The 21,104-nt window shown below is 49.7% G+C and carries 23 protein-coding genes and 1 other annotated feature; of the genes, 11 read left to right on the top strand and 12 right to left on the bottom strand.

Annotation, left to right across the window (positions count from 1 at the left end):
- Nucleotides 1-44: 44 nt before the first annotated feature.
- Entirely contained in the window at nt 45-923 is an 879-nt protein-coding gene (gene nadK / locus A9180_RS17550) for an NAD(+) kinase (RefSeq protein ID WP_001059169.1), read from the bottom strand.
- Nucleotides 924-1,045: 122 nt separating this feature from the next.
- On the opposite strand from nadK, the gene grpE reads away from it, so the two are divergent.
- The gene (gene grpE, locus A9180_RS17545) at nt 1,046-1,636 is read left to right on the top strand and encodes a nucleotide exchange factor GrpE (RefSeq protein WP_064529939.1); all 591 of its coding nucleotides are present in this window, start codon (nt 1,046-1,048) and stop codon (nt 1,634-1,636) included.
- A 33-nt stretch (nt 1,637-1,669) separates the two neighbouring features.
- Here the strand turns inward: grpE and A9180_RS17540 are convergent, their stop codons facing one another.
- From A9180_RS17540 to A9180_RS17530, 3 genes are all read right to left on the bottom strand, one after another.
- On the bottom strand, nt 1,670-2,275 hold the full coding sequence (locus A9180_RS17540) for a hypothetical protein (protein ID WP_064529890.1): 606 nt from the start codon (nt 2,273-2,275) through the stop codon (nt 1,670-1,672).
- Between the two features lie 121 nt (nt 2,276-2,396).
- Complete coding sequence (locus A9180_RS17535; RefSeq protein WP_077883540.1) at nt 2,397-3,683, bottom strand: HlyC/CorC family transporter; 1,287 nt, start codon at nt 3,681-3,683, stop codon at nt 2,397-2,399.
- A 19-nt stretch (nt 3,684-3,702) separates the two neighbouring features.
- Entirely contained in the window at nt 3,703-4,494 is a 792-nt protein-coding gene (locus A9180_RS17530) for an inner membrane protein YpjD (protein WP_064529938.1), read from the bottom strand.
- Nucleotides 4,495-4,660: 166 nt separating this feature from the next.
- Here A9180_RS17530 and ffh point away from each other — a divergent pair, with 166 nt between their 5' ends.
- The 5 genes from ffh (at nt 4,661) to rplS (ending at nt 8,161) form a co-directional block, all read left to right on the top strand.
- A complete protein-coding gene (ffh, locus tag A9180_RS17525) occupies nt 4,661-6,022 on the top strand; it encodes a signal recognition particle protein (RefSeq protein ID WP_000460033.1) in 1,362 nt (453 codons plus the stop codon).
- 136 nt (nt 6,023-6,158) lie between these two features.
- Entirely contained in the window at nt 6,159-6,407 is a 249-nt protein-coding gene (rpsP, locus tag A9180_RS17520; RefSeq protein WP_000256450.1) for a 30S ribosomal protein S16, read from the top strand.
- A gap of 18 nt (nt 6,408-6,425) precedes the next feature.
- On the top strand, nt 6,426-6,974 hold the full coding sequence (gene rimM, locus A9180_RS17515; protein WP_000043335.1) for a ribosome maturation factor RimM: 549 nt from the start codon (nt 6,426-6,428) through the stop codon (nt 6,972-6,974).
- Nucleotides 6,975-7,004: 30 nt separating this feature from the next.
- Complete coding sequence (trmD, locus tag A9180_RS17510; protein ID WP_064529889.1) at nt 7,005-7,772, top strand: tRNA (guanosine(37)-N1)-methyltransferase TrmD; 768 nt, start codon at nt 7,005-7,007, stop codon at nt 7,770-7,772.
- A 41-nt stretch (nt 7,773-7,813) separates the two neighbouring features.
- Nucleotides 7,814-8,161: a 50S ribosomal protein L19 gene (gene rplS / locus A9180_RS17505; RefSeq protein WP_000065253.1), complete on the top strand. Its 348-nt coding sequence runs from the start codon at nt 7,814-7,816 to the stop codon at nt 8,159-8,161.
- A gap of 76 nt (nt 8,162-8,237) precedes the next feature.
- Here rplS and A9180_RS17500 read toward each other — a convergent pair whose 3' ends face one another.
- The 4 genes from A9180_RS17500 to A9180_RS17485 all read right to left on the bottom strand — a co-directional run bounded on the left by A9180_RS17500 (nt 8,238) and on the right by A9180_RS17485 (nt 10,983).
- Nucleotides 8,238-8,720: an OmpA family protein gene (locus A9180_RS17500; RefSeq protein ID WP_064529888.1), complete on the bottom strand. Its 483-nt coding sequence runs from the start codon at nt 8,718-8,720 to the stop codon at nt 8,238-8,240.
- 15 nt (nt 8,721-8,735) lie between these two features.
- Nucleotides 8,736-9,959 carry a diguanylate cyclase DgcN gene (dgcN, locus tag A9180_RS17495; RefSeq protein ID WP_064529887.1) on the bottom strand — a complete coding sequence of 408 codons (1,224 nt, stop codon included), beginning with the start codon at nt 9,957-9,959 and terminating at the stop codon, nt 8,736-8,738.
- Complete coding sequence (locus A9180_RS17490; protein WP_064529886.1) at nt 9,952-10,470, bottom strand: YfiR family protein; 519 nt, start codon at nt 10,468-10,470, stop codon at nt 9,952-9,954. Before A9180_RS17490 ends, dgcN begins: the two co-directional genes overlap by 8 nt.
- Before the next feature lie 150 nt (nt 10,471-10,620).
- Nucleotides 10,621-10,983: a DUF2799 domain-containing protein gene (locus A9180_RS17485; protein WP_064529885.1), complete on the bottom strand. Its 363-nt coding sequence runs from the start codon at nt 10,981-10,983 to the stop codon at nt 10,621-10,623.
- Between the two features lie 212 nt (nt 10,984-11,195).
- Between A9180_RS17485 and aroF the strand changes: the two genes are divergently transcribed.
- Nucleotides 11,196-12,266, top strand: a complete 1,071-nt coding sequence (gene aroF, locus A9180_RS17480) for a 3-deoxy-7-phosphoheptulonate synthase AroF (RefSeq protein ID WP_064529884.1) — start codon at nt 11,196-11,198, stop codon at nt 12,264-12,266.
- 10 nt (nt 12,267-12,276) lie between these two features.
- A complete protein-coding gene (gene tyrA / locus A9180_RS17475; RefSeq protein ID WP_064529883.1) occupies nt 12,277-13,398 on the top strand; it encodes a bifunctional chorismate mutase/prephenate dehydrogenase in 1,122 nt (373 codons plus the stop codon).
- A gap of 41 nt (nt 13,399-13,439) precedes the next feature.
- On the opposite strand, the gene pheA is transcribed toward tyrA, so the two are convergent.
- The 4 genes from pheA to bamD form a co-directional block, all read right to left on the bottom strand.
- Nucleotides 13,440-14,600 carry a bifunctional chorismate mutase/prephenate dehydratase gene (pheA, locus tag A9180_RS17470; RefSeq protein WP_064529882.1) on the bottom strand — a complete coding sequence of 387 codons (1,161 nt, stop codon included), beginning with the start codon at nt 14,598-14,600 and terminating at the stop codon, nt 13,440-13,442.
- 22 nt (nt 14,601-14,622) lie between these two features.
- Nucleotides 14,623-14,748 (bottom strand) — a sequence feature (Phe leader region).
- Entirely contained in the window at nt 14,700-14,747 is a 48-nt protein-coding gene (gene pheL / locus A9180_RS24380) for a pheA operon leader peptide PheL (protein WP_100229775.1), read from the bottom strand. Its footprint overlaps the feature before it by 48 nt.
- A gap of 102 nt (nt 14,749-14,850) precedes the next feature.
- Nucleotides 14,851-15,192 carry a ribosome-associated translation inhibitor RaiA gene (gene raiA, locus A9180_RS17465; RefSeq protein WP_059272170.1) on the bottom strand — a complete coding sequence of 114 codons (342 nt, stop codon included), beginning with the start codon at nt 15,190-15,192 and terminating at the stop codon, nt 14,851-14,853.
- 270 nt (nt 15,193-15,462) lie between these two features.
- Nucleotides 15,463-16,200, bottom strand: coding sequence for an outer membrane protein assembly factor BamD (bamD, locus tag A9180_RS17455; protein ID WP_000197669.1), 738 nt, complete (start codon nt 16,198-16,200; stop codon nt 15,463-15,465).
- A 134-nt stretch (nt 16,201-16,334) separates the two neighbouring features.
- Between bamD and rluD the strand changes: the two genes are divergently transcribed.
- The 3 genes from rluD to clpB all read left to right on the top strand — a co-directional run bounded on the left by rluD (nt 16,335) and on the right by clpB (nt 20,746).
- Nucleotides 16,335-17,315: a 23S rRNA pseudouridine(1911/1915/1917) synthase RluD gene (rluD, locus tag A9180_RS17450; RefSeq protein ID WP_059272167.1), complete on the top strand. Its 981-nt coding sequence runs from the start codon at nt 16,335-16,337 to the stop codon at nt 17,313-17,315.
- A complete protein-coding gene (yfiH, locus tag A9180_RS17445; protein ID WP_064529881.1) occupies nt 17,312-18,043 on the top strand; it encodes a purine nucleoside phosphorylase YfiH in 732 nt (243 codons plus the stop codon). The genes rluD and yfiH overlap by 4 nt, the downstream gene beginning before the upstream one ends.
- A 129-nt stretch (nt 18,044-18,172) precedes the next feature.
- Entirely contained in the window at nt 18,173-20,746 is a 2,574-nt protein-coding gene (gene clpB / locus A9180_RS17440; protein WP_002431841.1) for an ATP-dependent chaperone ClpB, read from the top strand.
- The last annotated feature ends 358 nt before the right edge of the window (nt 20,747-21,104 follow it).

Genomic DNA, 21,104 nt, shown 5'->3' with positions numbered 1-21,104 from the left:
CAGTATAAACTGGTTTTATATACAGTAAAGAGGCTGGCGAAAAATTAGAATAATTTTTTTGACCAGCCGAGCTTGGTGCTTAATGTGTTGAAATAGCTGTAATCTTTCGGATGAATCAGATTCAGATGGTAATCACAGCGCCGAATCAGGACATCTTCACCTTCCTGAATCGGCAGTGCTATCTGGCTGTCGCAACTGATTTCCAGGTCGTTACGGCGATGCGAAAAACGCAGACGGATGGTGCTGCTGCTGTTTATGACCAGTGGTCGCGCTGACAACGTATGCGGGAACATTGGTACCAGGGTAATCGCATCCAGAGAGGGGGTCAGAATCGGGCCGCCCGCCGACAGGGAATAGGCGGTAGAACCTGTAGGCGTCGAAATAATCAGTCCATCAGAACGCTGAGAAAACGCAAAGATCTCGTCGATGTATACTTCGAATTCAATCATATGCGCCACTTTGCCAGGATGTAGCACCACTTCATTAATCGCGGTGCTGATGCGCTTCTGGCAATCTTGCTGGCAAACTTGCGCCTCCAGCAAAAAACGTTTTTCGCTGATGTAATGACCTTCCAGCACATCGGCTAACTGTTGCTGGGCGTTATCGGGATCAAGGTCGGTCAGGAAACCCAGGTTGCCACGGTTAATGCCGATAACTTTGATGTCATAGCGGGCGAGCGTGCGCGCTGCGCCGAGCATATTACCGTCGCCGCCAACAACTACTGCGAGGTCAGCCAGTTGCCCAATCTCGGCGAGTGTGCCAGTTTTCACATTCTTCAGTTGCAGTTCGTGCGCGATTTGCTGTTCGACGATGACCTCGTAACCTTTTGTGCACAGCCAGCGGTAGAGCATTTCATGTGTTGTCAGTGCAGTGGGGTGCCGTGGGTGTCCCACAATGCCAATACACTTGAAATGATTATTCATTTTCCGAGGTCCTTGTTGCGAAGATTGATGACAATGTGAGTGCTTCCCTTGAAACCCTGAAACTGATCCCCATAATAAGCGAAGTTAGCGAGATGAATGCGAAAAAAAACGCGGAGAAATTCATGAGTAGTAAAGAACAGAAAACGCCTGAGGGGCAAGCCCCGGAAGAAATTATCATGGATCAGCACGAAGAGATTGAGGCAGTTGAGCCAGACGCTTCTGCTGGGCAGGTGGATCCGCGCGATGAAAAAATTGCGAATCTCGAAGCTCAGTTGGCTGAAGCTCAGACCCGTGAACGTGACGGCATTTTGCGCGTAAAAGCCGAAATGGAAAACCTGCGTCGTCGTACTGAACTGGATATCGAAAAAGCGCATAAATTCGCGCTGGAGAAATTCATCAACGAATTGCTGCCGGTAATTGATAGTCTGGATCGCGCGCTGGAAGTGGCTGATAAAGCTAATCCGGATATGTCCGCGATGGTTGAAGGCATTGAGTTGACGCTGAAGTCGATGCTGGATGTAGTGCGTAAATTTGGCGTTGACGTTATCTCTGAAACCAACGTGCCGCTGGACCCGAATGTGCATCAGGCCATCGCAATGGTGGAATCTGACGACGTAGCACCGGGTAACGTGCTGGGCATTATGCAGAAAGGTTATACGCTGAACGGTCGTACGATTCGCGCAGCGATGGTTACTGTAGCGAAAGCGAAGTAAATGTCAGATGGCCGACCTAAAGTCGGCCATTTTTTAGCTTAAAAAATCCTGCACTTCCAGCCACGGCGTGTTGAAATCATCTATTTTTTCATATTCGCTCATTGGCAGAACGACCACATTATAGGCGTCCGCTCCTTCATTCAGATCAAAAATCTGGTAACCCCGCTTATTGAGTTCGGTCTGGATGCGTTCAAATATCTCGTCAAGGTAACGATCCCCGGCTTCGCAGGCATCGGCGATTTCATCTTCCTGGGTTATTTCGACAAGAAGGCATCTTAATTCCTCAGATGCCGTCAGGTCTTTTGTTAGTTCATAAAAACGATCAGCAGCAAAATTGGCCAGTTCGCCATCTTCATCTTCGCCTTTCCAGTCAACGAGGTGAATTAATTCTTCGCCGCGCAGAACCTGTAAAAATGCCTGTGCCAGATCGCGATTTCCCAGGTCGCCACCACTGCAATCGAGAACGTCTTGCAATCCATACTCGTCCTCATCTTCGTCTTCAAAGATTTCAGGTTGCGTCGAAAGTTGAGAGAAAATAGTGGGCCATAATGTTGGGTTGTGCGGTAAAAAAACGTTGGCGACGACGTTGAGATCGTCCGCAAAATCCTTATCCCATTCAATTACATAATCATCTGACATAGCATCAAGATCCTTTCTTAATGATTGAAAAGGACATTATTGCATCGCTAAGTAAATGACAGGAATTGATGGAATCCTAAAAGATGGCGATAAAAAAGGCGAACCGGAGTTCGCCCTTGTGTTACTCCGCCACACTCTCGCGCAGCGGTTTTACAGGAAAAACTTTTACCTGCTTAATCATATTGTCTTGTACATCGAGAATATCGATATCGTACTCGCCAATACGTACGCGAGTGCCTGCAACCGGGATCTCTTCCAGCGCTTCCAGAATAACGCCATTAACTGTGCGGGCATCATCTTCCGGTAGATGCCAGTTAAAGGCTTTGTTGATTTCTCGCACGTTGGCTGTGCCATCAATAATCACCGAACCGTCGTTTTGCGGCGTGACTTCTTCGGCAAGTGTTGGCGACATCGACGTGGTGAAATCTCCGACAATCTCTTCCAGAATATCTTCGACCGTGACCAGCCCCTGAATGTCTCCGTATTCGTTGACCACCAGACCGACTTTCTTTTTATTGCGTTGAAATTTAACTAATTGCGTACTGAGCGGTGTGCCTTCAGGCACAAAATAGATTTCGTCCGCAGCACGTAGCATGGTTTCTTTGGTGAACTCTTTTTTCTCGGACATGAGTCGCCAGGCTTCGCGTACTCGCAGCATGCTGATGGCGTCGTCCAGCGAATCGCGGTATAGCACGATGCGTCCGTGGGGGGAGTGGGAGAGCTGACGGAGAATCGATTTCCAGTCATCGTTGATATCAATGCCGATAATTTCACTGCGCGGCACCATGATGTCATCAACAGTCATTTTTTCCAGATCGAGCACCGACAGCAGCATATCCTGATTGCGACGGGAAATTTGTGAGCGCGATTCGTGCACAATGGTGCGCAACTCTTCTTTGCTTAAAGAGCCGCTAACCACGATATCGGTTTTGATGCCCATCATGCGCATTAACATGCGGGTAATAGCGTTCAGCAACCAGACCAGCGGCATCATCAAAATTTGCAGCGGCGCTAACAGAAAGCTACTCGGATAAGCGACTTTTTCCGGGTATAGCGCAGCGATAGTTTTCGGCAACACTTCGGCAAAAACCAGCACTACAAAGGTCAGCACGCCGGTCGCAATTGCTACGCCCGCATCACCGTACAAACGCATCCCAACGATGGTGCCGAGCGCGGAAGCGAGGATATTGACCAGGTTATTGCCGATTAATACCAGACTTATCAGGCGGTCTGGTTTACGCAGCAATTTTTCGACGCGCTTTGCCGAACGATTGCCCTGTTTCGCCATATGCCGCAGACGATAGCGGTTGAGTGTCATCATTCCGGTTTCGGAACCGGAAAAATAGGCTGAAATGACCACCATGATGATCAGAATAACGATCAGCGTGGTAGTAGATATGTGTTCCAGGGGAAACTCCTTTTCTGGTTTAGCTGATTAACTGCTGGACAATTCGGCTGCCGAAGTAGGCCATCGTCAGAATGACCGCGCCAGCGACGTTAAACCAGACGACGCGGCGCCCACGCCATCCTTCATGGTAATGCCCCCACAGCAGCACAATATAGACAAACCACGCCACGATAGAGAGCACAGCCTTGTCGATATTCTCCATGCTAAACAAGTTGTGCATGTAGAACAGCCCAGTACAAAGAGTGAGCGTTAACAGCACTACGCCAATCTGTGTGATGTGGAACATTTTGCGCTCGATACTCATCAACGGCGGCATTTCCTGATTAAACGCCAGCTTCTTGTTCTTCAGCTGGTAATCAATCCACGCCAGTTGTAGGGCATACAGGGCGGCGATAATCAGCGTGGCATAGGAAAAGAGTGACAAGCCAATGTGCACCAGCATCCCCGGCGTTGCTTCAAGATGGGTGATGTATTCATTGGGCATGAATGTCGCCAGCGCCAGGTTGATTAGCGCGAAGGCATAGACGATCGGCAATAGCAGCCAGCCGCGGTTGCGGGAAGCCACGATAGTCATCACCGTACAGATCATCAAACTGACCAGCGAACCAACGTTCAGCAGGCTAAGGTTTTGTCCGCTATCACCGCCAGGCAGGATGCGGGCTTCCAGAGCGATTGCGTGGCAGACCAGCGCGATGACCGCAGAAATAATAGCCATTCGCCGCCAGCCGCCGTTTTTTTGCAGCAGACCGGGAACAATCAGCGCGAGGCTGACAGAGTAGGCGACGAGCGCGAGCAGAGCAAAAACGGGCATAGTGATGTCGACAGTTTGAGCAATGAGAAAGAGAAGCAGTATAGCGTCAGGAGAACGCTGCTCCAACCGTTGCATAACAACAAAGACGCCTTCATGTTATACTGCGGCAAAATACAGATGATGTGTCGCGATTGCGGCCAACCGTTTCCACCCCAGGCGAGAGACAATGTTTGATAATTTAACCGATCGTTTGTCGCGCACGCTGCGCAATATCAGTGGCCGTGGACGCCTTACTGAAGACAACGTTAAAGATACGCTGCGCGAAGTGCGCATGGCGCTACTGGAGGCGGACGTCGCCCTGCCGGTAGTGCGTGAGTTTATCAATCGCGTAAAAGAGAAAGCGGTTGGTCATGAAGTTAATAAGAGCCTGACGCCGGGGCAGGAGTTTGTCAAAATCGTCCGTAACGAACTGGTTGCGGCGATGGGCGAAGAGAACCAGACCCTGAATCTCGCCGCACAACCCCCTGCGGTCGTGCTGATGGCGGGCCTGCAAGGTGCGGGTAAAACGACCAGCGTCGGTAAGCTCGGTAAGTTCCTGCGTGAGAAGCACAAGAAGAAAGTGCTGGTGGTTTCTGCCGACGTTTATCGCCCGGCGGCAATCAAACAGCTTGAGACGCTGGCCGAACAGGTAGGCGTCGATTTCTTCCCTTCAGATGTTGGTCAGAAGCCGGTTGATATCGTTAATGCGGCGCTGAAAGAAGCCAAACTGAAATTCTACGACGTGCTGTTGGTGGATACCGCCGGTCGTTTGCACGTTGACGAAGCGATGATGGACGAGATCAAACAGGTCCATGCATCGATTAATCCGGTTGAAACCCTGTTTGTCGTCGATGCCATGACTGGTCAGGATGCCGCGAATACCGCGAAAGCCTTCAACGAAGCGCTTCCGCTGACCGGCGTGGTGCTGACCAAAGTCGACGGCGACGCCCGTGGCGGTGCGGCGCTCTCTATTCGTCACATCACCGGTAAACCGATTAAATTCCTCGGCGTCGGCGAAAAAACCGAAGCGCTGGAGCCGTTCCATCCGGATCGTATCGCTTCCCGTATCCTCGGCATGGGCGACGTGCTGTCGCTGATCGAAGATATCGAAAGTAAAGTTGACCGCGCGCAGGCTGAGAAATTAGCCAGCAAGCTGAAAAAAGGCGATGGCTTTGATCTCAACGATTTCCTTGAGCAATTGCGCCAGATGAAAAATATGGGCGGCATGGCTAGCCTGATGGGTAAGCTGCCGGGTATGGGGCAGATCCCGGATAACGTCAAGTCACAGATGGACGATAAAGTGCTGGTGCGTATGGAAGCCATCATCAACTCGATGACGCTGAAAGAGCGCGCTAAGCCAGAAATCATCAAAGGTTCGCGTAAACGTCGTATCGCCGCCGGTTGCGGTATGCAGGTACAGGATGTTAACCGTCTTCTGAAGCAGTTCGACGACATGCAGCGCATGATGAAGAAAATGAAGAAAGGCGGAATGGCGAAGATGATGAGAAGCATGAAGGGAATGATGCCACCGGGATTTCCTGGTCGCTAAATGACCTTATGCGACAGAGTTATTAACTGCTGATTGCATTTTCTCCAGAAATCAGTAAAATTTTCGGGCTTTTAATATGACACCGGACTCCGTTCCTCGATGGGGTCCGGTTGTTTTATTCACACAAGAGGATGTTATGGTAACTATTCGTTTAGCACGTCACGGCGCTAAAAAGCGTCCGTTCTACCAGGTTGTTGTCGCTGACAGCCGTAATGCACGCAACGGTCGCTTCATCGAGCGCGTTGGTTTCTTCAACCCAATCGCTAGCGAAAAAGAAGAAGGCACTCGCCTGGATCTGGATCGCATCGCTCACTGGGTTGGCCAGGGCGCAACTATTTCTGATCGCGTTGCTGCGCTGATCAAAGAAGTAAACAAAGCAGCTTAATCTGTCACGGTGGTCATGATGAGCAAACAACTCACCGCGCAAGCACCTGTTGATCCCATCGTTTTGGGAAAAATGGGTTCGTCTTACGGTATTCGTGGGTGGCTCAGAGTGTTTTCTTCCACCGAAGACGCCGAAAGCATTTTTGACTATCAGCCCTGGTTTATTCAGAAGGCGGGTCAGTGGCAGCAAGTTCAGCTGGAAAGCTGGAAGCACCACAATCAGGACATGATCATCAAGCTGAAAGGCGTAGACGATCGTGATGCGGCGAACCTGCTGACGAATTGTGAAATTGTCGTGGATTCTTCGCAGTTGCCCCAGCTTGAAGAGGGTGACTACTACTGGAAAGACCTGATGGGCTGCCAGGTAGTGACCACTGAAGGCTACGATCTCGGTAAAGTCGTCGACATGATGGAAACCGGATCTAATGACGTTCTCGTCATTAAGGCAAACCTGAAAGATGCGTTTGGTATCAAGGAACGTCTCGTACCGTTCCTCGATGGGCAGGTTATCAAGAAAGTCGATCTCACTACTCGTTCAATCGAAGTAGATTGGGATCCTGGTTTTTAAACCACCGGATAAACGGTAAAAGACGGCGCTATGTGGATTGGCATAATTAGCCTGTTTCCTGAAATGTTCCGCGCAATTACCGATTACGGGGTAACTGGCCGGGCAGTTAAAAATGGCCTGCTGAACATCCAGAGCTGGAGTCCACGTGACTTCACGCATGACCGGCACCGTACCGTGGACGATCGTCCTTACGGCGGCGGACCGGGGATGTTAATGATGGTGCAACCTTTACGGGATGCCATTCATGCAGCAAAAAGCGCGGCGGGTGAAGGCGCTAAGGTGATCTATCTGTCACCGCAGGGGCGCAAGCTTGATCAAGCGGGCGTCAGCGAACTGGCAACGAATCAAAAATTGATTCTGGTGTGCGGTCGCTACGAAGGTATAGATGAGCGCGTGATCCAAACCGAAATTGACGAAGAATGGTCAATCGGCGATTACGTTCTCAGCGGTGGTGAGTTACCGGCAATGACGCTGATTGACTCCGTTTCCCGGTTTATTCCGGGAGTACTGGGGCATGAGGCATCAGCAACGGAAGATTCCTTTGCTGAAGGTTTGCTGGATTGCCCGCACTATACGCGGCCTGAGGTGTTAGAAGGGATGGAAGTTCCGTCAGTGTTACTGTCGGGCAACCATGCTGAGATACGTCGCTGGCGTTTGAAACAGTCGCTGGGCCGTACCTGGCTTAGAAGACCTGAACTTCTGGAAAACCTGGCTCTGACTGAAGAGCAAGCAAGGTTGCTGGCGGAGTTCAAAACGGAACACGCACAACAGCAACATAAACATGATGGGATGGCGTAAGCCCCCGAGATATCAGTTTACCCAGGATAAGAGATTAAATTATGAGCAACATTATTAAGCAACTTGAACAAGAGCAGATGAAGCAGGACGTACCTTCCTTCCGTCCGGGTGATACCGTGGAAGTGAAAGTATGGGTTGTTGAAGGTTCCAAAAAACGTCTGCAGGCATTCGAGGGCGTGGTTATCGCTATTCGTAACCGCGGTCTGCACTCTGCATTCACTGTTCGTAAAATTTCCAACGGCGAAGGCGTTGAGCGTGTCTTCCAGACTCACTCTCCGGTAGTTGACAGCATTTCTGTCAAACGTCGTGGTGCTGTTCGTAAAGCTAAACTGTACTACCTGCGTGAGCGTACTGGTAAGGCTGCTCGTATCAAAGAGCGTCTTAACTAAGATTTCGCTTAAGCGACATCCTGTTAAGAAGGGCTGGCCAATTGGCTGGCCCTTTTTTTATCTATTGAAATTGTGTTTACGGTGCACTAATCACCACAGCGACGCGACGGTTCTCAGCGCGACCCTGTGCGGTCTTGTTACTGGCGATGGGGTATTTTTTCCCTAAGCCCTGAGTGGTGAGATTGCTGCGAGGAATTTGTCCCCCCTCAGCCCACGCATCGGCGACGACATTTGCCCGCTTCAGCGATAAAGCTTCGTTGTAACTGTCTTCGCCGTAATTGTCGGTATGTCCATCCATACGGGCATGGGTTAAACCTGTGGAGGTCAGTTTTGCGGCCATTGTCTGGATCTGTTGCTGACTTTCCGGGAGCAGTTTGTAGTCATTTTTAGCAAACAGAATGGTATCAGATAAGCCCAGCGACCAGTCGCCAGCGGATTCAGTAAAACCATAAGACTGCATAGCGGCGACTTGTTCTGGAGTAAACTTCCCTTGTGGTGACTGGCAGCCAGTCAGTATCAGTGAAGAGAACACCAGGGGAACTACCAGTTGCTTTATCATGTAGATATTTCCTTGTTATTTCACCAGCTTTTTGGCGCGCTGGTGTTTGGCCTGATACATATTGTGATCGGCCAGCTCTTGTAATTTTTCGGCGGAGGCGTGCTCAATGGTCATAGCGTAACCAATGCTTAATGTCATAGTGGTTTGATGGCCATTATTAAGATCGAATGGGCGATTAAAAATTTGCGAAAGTGCCGTACAAATCCGCTGCACTTCAGATTCCGACTGTACGCCATAGAGGACCATAGCGAATTCATCGCCGCCTATTCGGTATGCCTGATGTCGCAGCCCGCCAAATTCAGCTAATCGTTTTGCCACCTCAATCAAGACCTGATCTCCCGTCGCATGACCCCAGGTATCATTGATATATTTGAAATTATCACCATCAAGAAACAGTAATGCCGACGTTTTTCGGGCGTCGGAACTGTTCATCAACGTGTTGATACCGCTACGAAATGCTGCGCGGTTAGCCAGCCCGGTTAATGGGTCATGTAGCGCGGTACGTAGAAGCTGCGCATTTTTGGCCTGTAAACGAAGCTGCCACTCTTCCATTTCATCCAGCAGACTGTTGAAGTCGAGAGCGAAGCGGTGAAACTCTGCAATACGTTCTTCCGACACTCGTCGGGAAAAATTGCGATTGGAACGCACATCATGTACGACATCGGTGATGTTTTTTAACGCTTCAACCAGACCATTGTGCAAATGGCGGGTGAGGGTAATTGCGATGCCTGATGCCAGCAGAATACATGCAGTCAGGACAGCGAGCGAAAACCAGATAAAATGGCTGATTGAACTGTCGCGTGCGGTTAACTGGACTTCGCCAATGATTTTTCCATTGTGGCGAATGGGTTGAATTACCGGCGCGGGAAAGAGCCAGTGGCTAATGAAATTACTGAATCTATCTCCTGCTTCTCTGGCTGTGTAGTGCCAGGATGCAATGATATTTTGCTGATTATCACGTACTTCAGCGGTTGAAAATTGACCTTGCTGCCCCAGCGCGGCCAGGGTTTCTGTCGCAGCCGGACCATCGGCAAAAACGACCGCTGCTTCCAGACTATAAGTCATGGTTGCTGCGGTGAGCGCCAGGTTTTTTTGCGCGTATTGTTTCAGGGTCAGTACCGACGTCACGGAAAGCAGCAGCCAGATCAGCGTCATGGTGATAAAGATACTGGTCATGCTGATGTTGCGTAATGCTCTTTTAAACGTAGGTCGCTTATTAAGAGAATTATCGTTATCCATCTTTTTTCTTCCGAGCGAGCATTAAGACATCCGGGTTGACCTTAACACCACTCCGCGATAAGGCATCCAGGTTGACGGCAAACCTGACGTTATTATTATTGATGACCAGACAAAATGCGCTGCCAATAATGCACTCGGTATTTTGTTCGGCAATTAATAATAACGCTCTGGACGGATATTGTTCGATTAATTCTGTCTGGAATGTCGGTGACTCGCTGCCAAAATAAAAACCGTTGCAGTCTGAAATCAGTGCTTCTTGTTTGCTGTGAATGATGACGGGCAGATAAGGTAAAGACGTCGCGCCATTATCTTGCAGGGCGGTGCTAAAACGTGAAGATGAAAAAATACATAGTCTTGGCGGGCCAGATATCGTCGGCCAGCGAGTGTAGCTTACGATACCGGAAACCATTAAACGCACATTTTTCGCAACGCCAGTGGTTTCCTGAGCGAGTAATGGCGCGCCTGCCAGAAGGAATAGCGACAGTAAGAACAGTAGGTGAGAAAAGCGCATTCAGTGATCCTCACCATCTTCGCTCGAAACGCATCGAAAATTTTTCAGAATGTTCATTAAAATATCATTATTTTGTGTGGTCGTCATCCAGAAGAGAATTAAAAATCTAATAAGTTAAATCTTATGATTAATTTTGTGGTGGGATTTAAATTAATTGAGTCTCATTGTGCGGGCATTTTCATCAGCTCCTTTTTGCCATACTTCATGCAATTGGCTGGCATTTTCTACATTGTTGCAGCTGGCAGGGAAACTTTTACCGGAAAGCCCTCGGGCATAAGTAAAATCGATTTGGCAGGTTTTCTTTTGCCCTTCGGCATATCCTTTAAGATATATCCCCCGATCAGCCTGTGAATCGTTAAAAGTATCGTCATTTTTTATGGCAACGCCTGATATCGCATCTTCCATACCAACATCATACCAGTCAGTGCTGGTCAAGGTTGGCGCGTGAGTATAGGGATCAATTTGACAACCGCTAATAACCAAGGCTAACAACGGGGCGATAAAGTGTTTCATTGTTTTTTTCTCCTTTTTCAAAGCATAGCGGATTGTTTTTATTATGTGCGTAAATTTATTTTTACATTATTTGGTGATAAAAACGCAATAAAATTGCATGTGTAAACTTTTATGCACGAAATATGGATTGAAATCTTTACTTGTTGTGTTATCGTTGCGTCATCCTCGCTGAGGATCAACTATCGCAAACGAGCATAAACAGGATCGCCATCATGCAAAAAGACGCGCTGAACAACGTACACATTACCGACGAACAGGTTCTGATGACCCCGGAACAGTTGAAGGCAGCTTTTCCGTTAAGCCTGCAACAAGAAGCCCAGATTGCCGATTCGCGTAAAACTATTTCAGATATCATCGCCGGGCGCGATCCCCGGCTGCTGGTGGTGTGTGGTCCTTGTTCCATTCATGATCCTGAAACCGCTCTGGAATATGCTCGTCGATTTAAAGCCCTTGCCGCAGAGGTCAGCGATAGCCTCTATCTGGTGATGCGCGTCTATTTTGAAAAACCACGTACTACCGTCGGCTGGAAAGGGTTGATTAACGATCCCCATATGGATGGCTCCTTTGATGTAGAAGCCGGGCTACAAATTGCGCGTAAATTGCTGCTTGAGCTGGTGGACATGGGGCTACCGTTGGCGACGGAAGCGTTAGATCCAAACAGCCCGCAATATTTGGGTGATCTGTTTAGCTGGTCGGCAATTGGTGCTCGTACCACGGAATCGCAAACGCACCGTGAAATGGCATCCGGGCTTTCCATGCCGGTTGGTTTTAAAAACGGCACTGATGGCAGTCTGGCGACAGCAATCAATGCTATGCGTGCCGCTGCACAACCGCATCGTTTTGTTGGTATTAATCAGGCAGGGCAGGTGGCGCTGCTACAAACCCAGGGTAATCCGGACGGACATGTGATCCTGCGTGGCGGAAAAGCACCGAACTATAGCCCAGCGGATGTCGCGCAATGTGAAAAAGAGATGGAACAGGCGGGACTGCGCCCCTCACTGATGGTAGATTGCAGCCACGGTAATTCCAATAAAGATTATCGCCGTCAGCCTGCGGTGGCAGAATCCGTGGTTGCCCAAATTAAAGATGGCAATCGCTCAATTATTGGTCTGATGATTGAAAGTAACATCCACGAAGGCAATCAGTCTTCCGAGCAACCGCGCAGTGAAATGAAATACGGTGTATCCGTAACAGATGCCTGCATAAGCTGGGAAATGACCGATGCCTTGCTGCGTGAAATTCATCAGGATCTGAATGGGCAGCTGACGGCACGCGTGGCTTAAGAGGTTTATTATGGTTGCTGAGTTGACCGCATTGCGCGATCAAATTGATGAAGTCGATAAAGAGCTGCTGAATTTATTAGCAAAGCGTCTGGAGCTGGTTGCCGAAGTCGGTGAGGTGAAAAGCCGCTTTGGGTTGCCCATTTATGTTCCGGAGCGCGAGGCATCCATGCTGGCCTCGCGGCGCGCAGAGGCGGAAGCCCTCGGCGTGCCGCCAGACCTGATTGAAGATGTGCTGCGTCGGGTAATGCGTGAGTCCTACTCCAGTGAAAACGACAAAGGGTTTAAAACACTTTGTCCGTCACTACGTCCGGTAGTTATTGTTGGTGGCGGCGGGCAGATGGGACGTTTGTTTGAGAAGATGCTGACGCTCTCTGGCTATCAGGTGCGGATTCTTGAACAACATGACTGGGAGCGCGCGGCTGAGATTGTTGCCGATGCCGGTATGGTGATTGTCAGCGTGCCGATTCATGTTACAGAACAAGTTATCGGCAAATTACCACGTTTACCGAAAGACTGTATTCTGGTCGATCTGGCATCAGTAAAAAATGGACCGTTACAGGCCATGCTGGCGGCGCATGATGGTCCAGTGCTGGGGCTTCACCCGATGTTTGGTCCGGATAGCGGCAGCCTGGCGAAGCAGGTCGTGGTCTGGTGTGATGGACGCCAGCCAGAAGCGTACCAATGGTTTCTTGAGCAAATTCAGGTCTGGGGCGCGCGACTGCATCGCATTAGCGCCGTCGAACATGATCAGAATATGGCGTTTATCCAGGCGTTGCGCCACTTTGCCACTTTTGCTTATGGCCTGCATCTGGCAGAAGAAAATGTTCAGCTTGAGCAGCTTCTGGCGCTCTCTTCGCCCATTTATCGTCTTGAGCTGGCGATGGTCGGGCGATTGTTTGCCCAGGATCCGCAGCTTTATGCCGACATTATTATGTCTTCAGAACGTAATCTGGCGTTGATCAAACGTTACTATAAGCGTTTTGGTGAGGCGATTGAGTTACTGGAGCAGGGCGATAAGCAGGCATTTATTGACAGTTTCCGCAAGGTGGAGAACTGGTTCGGCGATTATGCACAACGCTTCCAGAATGAAAGCCGCGTGTTATTACGTCAGGCGAACGATAGCCGCCAGTAATAATCCTGTGCCGGATGATTCACATCATCCGGCTCTTTTCATCAGGTTGGATCAACAGGCACTACGTTCTCACTTGGGTAACAGCCCAATACCTTCATTGAACGGGTGATTTCACCTAACTCTTTCAATGCTTTTTTCATTTCCACTGATTCAAGATTGGCCTGAATATCCAGATAAAACATCTCTTCCCACGGATTACCGTGAATCGGGCGTGATTCCAGACGGGTCATAATCAGATTGTGGTTGCGCAATACCAGCAACGCTTCAACCAGTGCACCAGCTTGTTGCCCGGTAGCCATTAACAGCGTCGTTTTTGCCGGAACCTGGTCAGACACGTTAATGGCTTTACGTGCCAGCACGACAAATCGGGTGAAGTTTTGTCGTTGATTCGCCTCAATGCGCTCCAGCACCTGTAAACCATACAAGGAACCGCCAGCTTCGCTTCCCAGCGCAGCGATATGTGGTGATTTTGCCTGTGCGACTTTTTCCATCGCCGCGGACGTACTCTCGGTATATTCAATCTTCCAGTGTGGATAACGGTTAAGGAATTTACTGCATTGCTGGAACGGCTGCGGGTGGCTGTAGACCGTGTTGATAGTCGATAAATCGGTGGTGCCGGAAACCAGCAAACAATGGTCGATAGTTAACGTCATCTCGCCAACAATCGACAAGCTGGTATGTTGCAGCAGATCGTAAACGTCGTTTATTGCACCGGAGCTGGTATTTTCAATCGGTACGACGGCATAGTCGGCCTGGCCGGTTTCCACCTGATTAAAAATATCGGCAAATTTGGCGCAGCCGCTTTCAATGAATTGCTCAAAGTGACGGGCAGCGTACTGGCGCGCCGCAAGATGCGAATAAGAGCCTTTGGGGCCGAGAAAAGCAATCCGGGCTGAGTGCGGATTAATTTTATTGAGATGTTGCTGGAGCAAAGCCTGCTGAGTTAATACGGAATCTTCAATGATGAGCTGGAACAGGCGAGTAATGTAGTGGGCATCCAGATGGTGTGTTTTACCAAGCGTAATGAGTCTTTCCAGCAAATCGCGCTCACGATCGATATCACGCACCGGGCGATGAGAAAGCAGTTTGGCTTTTCCCACCTCAACGGCCAGCTCGCGCCGCTCTGCCAGTAACGCCAGCAATTTTTCGTCCAGCGTGCTAATTTTCTCGCGCAGCGCCAGTAACGGATTTTCCGATGTCATAGTGTTGCCTTTTTTGTTATCAATAAAAAAGGCCTCCCGATTTGGGAGGCCTTATTGTTCGTCTTCGCATTCTGTTTCACACGACGAAACGCCTCCCATTCAGGGGAAGGTAAAAAAGAATGCGAAGAAAAACGGCGTTTGTTTCATGTTTGTTTCCTTAAGCGACTTCAGTACAGTACCCGTACTGTTTTCATGCTGTCAACAAAAAACGCGCCCGAAGGCGCGTTGGCGATACACTCAATATAAAGGACTACTCTTCTTCAACTTCTTCGACGAAGTTGGCGTCTTTCACCGATGTTGCGGCACGACGTGCTTCGCCTTTGTGCTGCAGTTTATTGAGCTGCCGTTCCAGCTTGTTGATCAATTCGTTAATAGCGGTGTACATATCTTCGTGTTTTGCACTGGCAACCAGAACGCCGTTAGGTGTGTTGATAGTGGCGTCAGCGATGAATCCCTGTGGCTCCTTAGACAGGATGATATGTGGGTTAATCAGATGAGTTTGCCATTTTTCCAGTTTGGCGAGACGGTCTTCGACATGTTGGCGGATAGCCGGAGTAATTTCCATTTGTTTGCTGGTAATGTTCATTGTCATAAATTTTACCTCTTGTCTTCCCGTCTTGGTGAATTCAGCATACCGCTCCTGATGTCAAAATGTGTGATGAAAATCTCATAATTTTGTCACTTTTTGTCAACGAAGTTTTTTTGTGAGAAATCGCAGGAAGAGGTGTTTTTTTACTTGAGGAATGTCTCAAAGCGAGCCATATTTGATAGGATCAGTCGCGACTAAATCGCTTTAGTTAGCGTTCAAATCGAATAAAAAAACGGCAGCTCCAGGGCTGCCGTTTTGCGTATATAACACCTGTTAGGTGTTGCTGCTGTTAGCGGCAATAATTTTCGCGACTTTTTCAGCCTGAGCGTTCATCTGCATCTGGCGGTAAGCATTTTCCATCAGCGGCAGCGCATCACGCGTAGCCTGGGTATCCGGGTAGTCACGCAGCATACCTTCGACGCGGTTGACGACGGCAACCCATGCGCCACGTTCGGTGTAGTACTCTGCAACGGAGTATTCATATTTCGCCAGACGATCTTTCAGGAACACCAGACGTTTGGTTGCATCAGTGGTGTACTGGCTGTTTGGATAGCCGCGGACCAGTTTGGAAAAGTCATTAAACGCAGCTCGTGCATGTTGAGGATCGCGATCGCTACGATCGACGCCAAAGAACCCTTGCAATGCGCTATCATCCAGCGCCATATTGGTCAGGCCACGCATGTACATGACATAATCGATATTCGGATGGGTCGGGTTGAGGCGAATAAAACGATCGATGGCAGCCTGCGCTAACGGCAGATCGGCGTTTTTATAGTAGGCGTAGATGAGATCCAGCTGCACCTGCTGCGAATACGGGCCAAACGGATAGCGATTATCTAACGCTTCCAGTTGCGTTATTGCCTGTCTCCAGTTACCGTCCTGCAGCTTTTGTTGCGCAGTCGCGTAAATTTCATTTGGCGGATTATCAGGTACTTCTTCCTTTGAACCCGAGCAACCCGCCAAAAACAGGCTTAATGTGGCTGCTGCCACCAGATATTTCATGCGCGTCATGACGTTTTGACTTTCCTCAAAATGTATTACGGGAGATTCTCTGTTCCTGCTCCCGGTTAAGACCAGCTACAATAGCACACTATATTAAACGGCAAAGCCGTAAAACCCCAACGATAAACGAAGAAGCAGTATATATGGCACAACGAGTAGAACTCACTGCAACAGTGTCCGAAAACCAACTCGGTCAACGCTTAGATCAAGCTTTGGCCGAAATGTTCCCGGATTATTCACGTTCGCGTATAAAAGAATGGATCCTCGACCAGCGCGTGCTGGTTAACGGCAAAGTTTGTGATAAGCCGAAAGAAAAAGTATTAGGTGGCGAGCAGGTTGCCATCAACGCTGAGATTGAAGAAGAAGCGCGTTTTGAACCACAGGATATCCCGCTGGATATCGTCTATGAAGATGAAGACATTATCGTAATTAATAAACCGCGCGACCTGGTGGTACACCCCGGTGCGGGTAACCCGGATGGCACGGTATTGAATGCATTGCTTCATTATTATCCGCCCATTGCCGATGTACCGCGTGCGGGCATTGTCCATCGTCTGGATAAAGACACCACTGGCCTCATGGTTGTCGCAAAAACTGTTCCGGCCCAGACGCGCCTGGTGGAATCTCTGCAACGGCGTGAAATTACCCGTGAGTACGAAGCGGTGGCAATTGGCCATATGACAGCAGGTGGCACGGTGGACGAGCCAATCAGTCGCCATCCGACAAAACGTACCCATATGGCGGTGCATCCGATGGGCAAACCGGCGGTCACTCACTATCGCATTATGGAACACTTCCGTGTGCACACGCGTCTGCGGCTGCGTCTGGAAACTGGACGTACGCACCAGATCCGCGTGCATATGGCGCATATCACCCATCCGCTGGTGGGCGATCCGGTTTATGGTGGTCGTCCGCGTCCGCCGAAGGGTGCTTCGGAAGCGTTTATCTCCACGCTGCGTAAGTTTGACCGTCAGGCGCTTCATGCAACCATGCTGCGTCTTTATCACCCAATCTCCGGCATCGAAATGGAATGGCATGCGCCTATTCCACAAGATATGGTGGAGCTGATTGAGGTGATGCGTGCCGATTTCGAAGAGCATAAGGATGAAGTGGACTGGTTATGAGTAAGTTGATTGTCCCGCAGTGGCCGCTGCCAAAAGGCGTTGCGGCCTGTAGCTCTACCCGTATCGGCGGCGTAAGCTTACCGCCTTACGACTCGCTCAACCTGGGGGCCCATTGTGGTGATAACCCGGAGCACGTTGAGGAGAATCGCAAGCGGCTTTTTGCTGCGGGCAATTTGCCTTCAAAACCGGTCTGGCTTGAGCAGGTACACGGCAAAGATGTGCTTAAGCTTACTGGCGAACCTTATGCTTCAAAACGAGCGGATGCCTCTTATAGCAACACACCCGGCACGGTTTGTGCCGTGATGACAGCCGATTGCCTGCCCGTGCTGTTTTGCAATCGGGCGGGAACGGAAGTCGCTGCTGCCCATGCAGGCTGGCGCGGATTGTGCGCTGGCGTTCTGGAAGAGACGGTTTCCTGTTTTGCCGATAAGCCCGAAAACATTCTTGCCTGGTTAGGTCCGGCAATCGGTCCACGCGCGTTTGAAGTTGGGCCGGAGGTTCGTGAGGCGTTTATGGCAGTAGACGCCAAAGCGAGTACAGCTTTCATTCAGCATGGTGATAAGTATCTGGCGGATATTTATCAGCTTGCCCGGCAGCGTCTGGCGAACGTCGGTGTCGAACAAATTTTCGGCAGTGACCGCTGTACATACACGGAAAATGAGACATTCTTCTCTTATCGTCGCGACAAGACCACGGGTCGTATGGCAAGTTTCATTTGGCTGATATAACCTAAAGAATCAAGACGATCCGGTACGCGTGATTTTCTTTTCACATTAATCTGGTCAATAACCTTGAATAATTGAGGGATGACCTCATTTAATCTCCAGTAGCAACTTTGATCCGTTATGGGAGGAGTTATGCGTCTGGATCGTCTTACTAATAAATTCCAGCTTGCTCTTGCCGATGCCCAATCACTTGCACTCGGGCACGACAACCAATTCATCGAACCACTTCATTTAATGAGCGCCCTGCTGAATCAGGAAGGGGGTTCGGTTAGTCCTTTATTAACATCTGCCGGCATCAATGCTGGCCAGTTGCGCACAGATATCAATCAGGCATTAAACCGTTTACCACAGGTTGAAGGTACAGGTGGCGATGTCCAGCCATCACAGGATCTGGTGCGCGTTCTTAATCTTTGCGACAAGCTGGCGCAAAAACGTGGTGATAACTTTATCTCGTCAGAACTATTCGTTCTGGCGGCACTTGAGTCTCGCGGCACGCTGGCCGACATCCTGAAAGCAGCAGGGGCGACCACCGCCAACATTACTCAAGCGATTGAACAAATGCGCGGAGGTGAAAGCGTGAACGATCAAGGAGCTGAAGACCAACGTCAGGCTTTGAAAAAATACACCATCGACCTTACCGAACGTGCCGAACAGGGCAAACTCGATCCGGTGATTGGTCGTGATGAAGAAATTCGCCGTACCATTCAGGTACTGCAACGTCGTACTAAAAATAACCCGGTGCTGATTGGTGAACCCGGTGTTGGTAAAACTGCCATCGTTGAAGGTCTGGCGCAGCGTATTATCAATGGAGAAGTGCCGGAAGGGCTGAAAGGCCGCCGCGTGCTGGCGCTGGATATGGGCGCGCTGGTGGCCGGGGCGAAATATCGCGGTGAGTTTGAAGAACGTTTAAAAGGCGTACTTAACGATCTCGCCAAACAGGAAGGCAACGTCATCCTGTTTATCGACGAATTACATACCATGGTCGGTGCAGGTAAAGCCGATGGCGCAATGGACGCCGGGAACATGCTGAAACCGGCGCTGGCGCGTGGTGAGCTGCACTGCGTGGGTGCCACGACGCTGGACGAATATCGCCAGTACATCGAAAAAGATGCTGCGCTGGAACGTCGCTTCCAGAAAGTGTTTGTTGCCGAGCCAACGGTGGAAGACACCATTGCTATTCTGCGTGGTCTGAAAGAACGTTATGAACTGCACCATCATGTGCAAATTACTGACCCGGCAATTGTTGCTGCGGCGACGTTGTCCCATCGGTACATTGCTGACCGTCAGTTGCCGGATAAAGCTATCGACCTGATCGATGAAGCGGCATCCAGCATTCGTATGCAGATTGACTCAAAACCGGAAGAACTCGACCGACTCGATCGTCGTATTATTCAGCTCAAACTGGAACAACAGGCGTTAATGAAAGAGTCTGATGAAGCCAGTAAAAAACGCCTGGATATGCTCAACGAAGAACTGAGCGACAAAGAACGTCAGTACTCCGAGTTAGAAGAAGAATGGAAAGCAGAGAAAGCGTCGCTCTCTGGCACGCAGACCATTAAAGCGGAACTGGAGCAGGCCAAAATCGCCATTGAACAGGCTCGCCGTGTGGGTGACCTGGCGCGGATGTCTGAATTGCAATACGGCAAAATTCCGGAACTGGAAAAACAACTGGAAGCCGCAACGCAGCTCGAAGGTAAAACCATGCGTCTGCTGCGTAATAAAGTGACAGATGCCGAAATTGCTGAAGTGCTGGCGCGTTGGACGGGGATTCCTGTTTCTCGCATGATGGAAAGTGAACGCGAAAAACTGCTGCGTATGGAGCAAGAACTGCACCATCGTGTCATTGGCCAGAACGAAGCGGTTGATGCGGTATCTAACGCTATTCGTCGTAGCCGTGCAGGGCTTGCTGACCCGAATCGCCCAATTGGTTCATTCCTGTTCCTCGGCCCGACTGGTGTGGGGAAAACTGAACTTTGTAAGGCGCTGGCGAACTTTATGTTTGATAGCGACGAGGCGATGGTCCGTATTGATATGTCCGAGTTTATGGAGAAACACTCGGTGTCTCGTCTGGTTGGTGCACCTCCGGGATATGTCGGTTATGAAGAAGGTGGCTACCTGACCGAAGCGGTGCGTCGTCGTCCTTATTCCGTCATCCTGCTGGATGAAGTGGAAAAAGCCCATCCGGATGTTTTCAACATTCTGTTGCAGGTATTGGATGATGGACGTTTGACTGACGGGCAGGGGAGAACGGTCGACTTCCGTAATACGGTGGTCATTATGACCTCTAACCTCGGTTCTGATCTTATTCAGGAACGTTTTGGTGAACTGGATTATGCGCACATGAAAGAGCTGGTGCTCGGCGTGGTTAGCCATAACTTCCGTCCAGAATTCATTAACCGTATCGATGAAGTGGTTGTCTTCCATCCACTGGGTGAACAACACATAGCATCAATTGCGCAGATTCAGCTGAAACGTCTGTACAAACGTCTGGAAGAGCGTGGTTATGAAATCCACATTTCTGACGAGGCGCTGAAACTGTTGAGCGAGAATGGTTACGACCCAGTCTATGGCGCACGTCCTCTGAAACGTGCAATCCAGCAGCAGATCGAAAACCCACTGGCACAGCAAATACTGTCTGGTGAATTGGTTCCAGGTAAAGTCATTCGCCTGGAAGTTAATGAAGATCGTATTGTCGCAGTCCAGTAAATAAGAAAAACGAGTCCTTCGGGGCTCGTTTTTTGCCTCTTTTCCAACCGAAAAGGGCCGTTTTTAAGGTGTTTTGCTTAAGAATTGAACGAACGATAAATTTTTTATATTTTTCGCTTGTCACTTCAGAATAACTCCCTATAATGCGCCACCACTGACACGGAACAACGGCAAACAAGCCGCCGGGTCAGCGAGGTTCTACTGAGGATTTCGGCAGAGAAAAGCGAAATAAGCGCTTGACTCTGAAAGGGGAAAGCGTAATATACGCCACCTCGCGACAGTGAGCTGAAAGCCACGTCGCAACTGCTCTTTAACAATTTATCAGACAATCTGTGTGGGCACTCGAAGATACGGATTC

This window comes from Escherichia sp. B1147 (genome assembly GCF_001660175.1).
GTDB lineage: Bacteria > Pseudomonadota > Gammaproteobacteria > Enterobacterales > Enterobacteriaceae > Escherichia > Escherichia whittamii.
Note: the sequence above shows the minus strand (reverse complement) of the source record. Positions and strands in the feature narration are given on the sequence as shown.